Here is a 3,575-nt window from a genome sequence, read left to right as displayed (position 1 = left end):
GCTGGCGCGGGTGGCGCCGGGATGGCGGGCGGCGCGCGTGGCGGTGCCGGAGTCGGCGGCGCCGGGATGATGGGCGGCGGCATGATGGGCGGCGCGGGTGGCGCCGGGCACGGCGGTGGCGGCGGCTCCGAGCACTCGTCGTGGTTGACTGAGGACGACGATCCGTGGGGCCCTGGTGACGGGGCGTCCCCGGGCGTCCTTCGATGAGGACGGACGGATGAGGGTGAACGTCGGAAACCTCCGGCCGGTGGTCGCCTGCCTGCTAGCGGGGTTCCTGGTCGTCGGAGCCGCCCAACCGGCGGCTGCCGCCCCCCGGCGCGCCGAGCAGTGGTATCTGGACGAGCTCCGGATCGACCAGGCGCACAGGATCTCGACCGGGCAGGGTGTGGTCGTGGCCGTGCTCGACAGCGGTGTCGAGGCCACCCATCCGGACCTGCGCGGTCAGGTGCTTTCCGGTGGTCGCAGCTATGGCGCCTCCGGAGATGGCCGGGCCGACGAGGACGGGCACGGCACGCACATGGCCGGCATCATCGCGGCCAGGAGCGGCGGCCGGGACGGCGTGGACGGCATCGCCCCCGGCGCGAAGATCCTCCCCATCAAGCTGCGTAAGGGCACCGGGACGAACAGCGCGACGGCGGTGGCCGTCGGCATCCGGATGGCCGTCGACGGCGGCGCCAAAGTGATCAACATGTCCTTCGGTGCCCCGGGCCTTGCCAGCGCCGACGAGTTGAGCGCGATCAAGTACGCGCTGGACCACGACGTGGTCGTGGTCTCCTCCGCCGGCAACACCGCCAGGGGCCACGTAGCCGTGGGAAACCCGGCCAACACCCCGGGTGTGATCGCGGTGACCGGTACGACCCGGGGTGGCTCGTTCTGGTCCGGCTCCGTCAAGGGGCCGGAGGCGGTGGTCGCCGCGCCCGGCGACGGCATCTACAACATCGCCAACGAGGGGGGCTACGGCTGGGGCGACGGGACCTCCGACTCCGGCGCGATCGTCTCCGGTCTCGCCGCGCTGATCCGGGCGAAGTATCCGGACCTCAACGCGCCGAGTGTGATCAACCGGATCATCCGGACCGCACGCGACGCCGGCCCCTCCGGACGGGACCCGCAGTACGGCTTCGGGGTGATCGACCCGATGAAGGCGCTGACCGCCAACGTGCCGTCGGTCACCGCCAACCCGCTGCTCGACCCGGCTGCGGCGACCGACCCGGGCCCGGCCCGCACCCCGGGCGCGGACGAGGAGTTCGACGTCACCCAGCACGGCGATCGCGGTGGCCCGACCGACCAGCAGGTGATGGTCGTGGTCATCGGTGTCGCCGTGGTGCTGGTGTTGCTGCTGGGGCTGGCGGTCTTCCTGATCTGGAACCGCCGTCGGTACCGCCGGGAGGCGGCCCGGGCCGCCGACGTACCGGATGAGCTGATCGACCGGGCGGTTCCCGGCGGATACCCGACACCGGACGCGGGGTACGCCCCGCCGCCCGGTTACGCCCCGCCCTCGGGGTACGCCCCGCCGTCGGATTACGCCCCGCCCTCCGGCTACGGTCCGCCGGGCGGCCCGCCGCCCGCCCCGCCGCCGAGCGAGCGGTAACCGGCACTGATCGTGGTGGCCGGCCGATGATCTCCGGGTCAGCGGCCGGCCACCGGCCTACACGGCGGTGGTCACCACCCCGCTGACCGCTTTGCGGCTGTCTGTCGGGGCGAATCGACCGCCCCGGCTGCGTACCGTGACGAGCCCTGCGCCAGGATGGGCGGACACGCAGGTACAGCTGAGGAGCCCACGATCGCCAGAAAGCCTCAACCCGAGGGCGGCCAGGCGCCGGTCGTCCAGCGCGTCCGCATCCGGTACGCCAAGCGCGGGCCGCTGCGTTTCACCTCGCACCGGGACTTCGCCCGGGCGTTCGAGCGCGCGCTCCGCCGGGCCGCTGTGCCGATTGCCTTCTCCCAGGGTTTCACCCCGCACCCGAAAATCTCCTACGCCAGCGCGGCGCCCACCGGGGTGGCGAGCGAGGCGGAGTACCTGGAGATCGGCCTCCAGGCGCCGGTCGACCCGGAGGCGCTACGCGCCGCCCTGGACGCCGCGCTCTCGCCGGGGCTGGACGTGCTGGACGCGGTGATCGCCGAAGGGGGCAATCTGCCGGACCGGATCGAGGCGTCGCACTGGCACATCGAGTTGCCGGAGGTCGACCCGGCGGTGGCGCGCGCCGCGGTGGACGCGTTCGTGGCGGCCGAGGAGGTGTTGGTCGAGCGGATGACCAAGCAGGGCCGACGGACGTTCGACGCCCGCGCCGCAGTGATATCGATTGATGTCCCGGTGCCTGGGCCGACGCCTTCCGGGGCGCCGGCCGTACCGTGTGCGATACTCGAACTGGTCGTGCGGCAGGTCACCCCGTCCGTACGGCCCGATGACGTCCTTTCCGGCCTCCGCGTGGTGGCGACCTGGAGCCGCCGGTTGCGCCGAGGGTGACCCGGCTGGCTCAGGGCACGTTGACCGCGCAGGGTGCGATCGTGGATCCGTTGGATGCGGACCGCGACGGGGCAGCCATCGTTGGGCACTGACCGACGGTCGGTGCTCTGGCAGGCAGACTTCGGCGGTCGCGCACCACGCGCGCCCGGCGGAAACACTTTTGCGGCGACCCTGCGTGGCAGCGCTCACCCGCGCCCGGGGCAGCCAGAACTGGAGAACGTCCATGCTCGAGAACGAGCCCGAGGGCGGCGAACGGACCGGTTCACAGCCGGCCAGCGAGACCGCCGACCAGAGCAGCACGGCTGACCGCGCCGTCGGCACGCCCCCCACCACGGCGGTCGGTTCGGCATCGGTGGAACCGGCCGGCCCGGGAGACGCCGCTGACGCGGAGGCCGCCGAGCCGGCCCCGCCCGCGCGGCGTACCCGGGCGACCCGACGTCGCGCGGCACCGCTCAACCAGCCGGAGCAGACCGACGCCCCGGTCGAGGCGCCCACCGGAGGCGCGGGCAGCGCCGAGTCGCCGCAGGCGGAGGTCTTCGCTCCGGTCTCCGGCGACCTGGACGTCGCCCCGAAGACCCCCCGTCGTCGCCGCAAGGCCACCGCCGTGGAGACGACCGCCGAGGAGCCGCTGGTCGCGGCCTCCGCCGAACAAGCCTCGGCCGAGGTGGTTCCGCCGGTCAAGGTGACCCGCACCCGACGGAAGAAGGCCACGCCGGCTGCCGTCGAGGAGCCGCCCGCCGCCGCCGACGAGGTGCCCGCGGTCGAGGAGCCGGTCGCCGTCGAGGAGCCGGCGGCGTCCGACCTGCGCGAGGCCGAGGCCGAGTTGACCGAGACCGACGCCGCCCCGAGCGCGACCGCACCCGGGTTCGCCTGGAGCGGTGGCGCCCAGGAGAGCGCCGGAGAGGTGCCGCCGGGGGTGGCCGTCCCCGGCGTGGCGGATGAGCCGAACGAGCCGGCCGAGGTCGAGCCGGAGCAGCCGCGTACCCGTCGTCGGCGGGCCGCGCTCTCCGCGCCCACAGTGCTGTTCATGGCGCCCCAGCCGGACGCCGTGCCGGTGACCCGACCGGCGGAGCCGGCCGCGGTGGCCGAGGAACCGGCGGTCGAGGAGGCC

The 3,575-nt window shown here is 74.2% G+C and carries 1 protein-coding gene and 2 pseudogenes; all 3 read left to right on the top strand.

All coding sequences use genetic code 11. From position 1 onward, the window contains the following. Positions 1-217: 217 nt before the first annotated feature. Entirely contained in the window at positions 218-1,588 is a 1,371-nt protein-coding gene (gene mycP, locus JM949_RS34575) for a type VII secretion-associated serine protease mycosin (RefSeq protein ID WP_203152250.1), read from the top strand. A gap of 273 nt (positions 1,589-1,861) precedes the next feature. After that, positions 1,862-2,556: pseudogene (locus JM949_RS34570) on the top strand (TIGR03936 family radical SAM-associated protein). A gap of 131 nt (positions 2,557-2,687) precedes the next feature. Next, positions 2,688-3,575, top strand: a pseudogene (locus tag JM949_RS34565) (ribonuclease E/G); the annotation flags it as partial.

The organism is Micromonospora tarensis (assembly GCF_016803395.1).
In the GTDB taxonomy this organism is placed as follows: domain Bacteria; phylum Actinomycetota; class Actinomycetes; order Mycobacteriales; family Micromonosporaceae; genus Micromonospora; species Micromonospora tarensis.
Note: the sequence above shows the minus strand (reverse complement) of the source record. Positions and strands in the feature narration are given on the sequence as shown.

Excerpts from the sequence above, each read along its gene's own strand:
- mycP (WP_203152250.1), top strand. The coding sequence starts at position 218 with ATGAGGGTGAACGTCGGAAACCTCCGGCCGGTGGTCGCCTGCCTGCTA.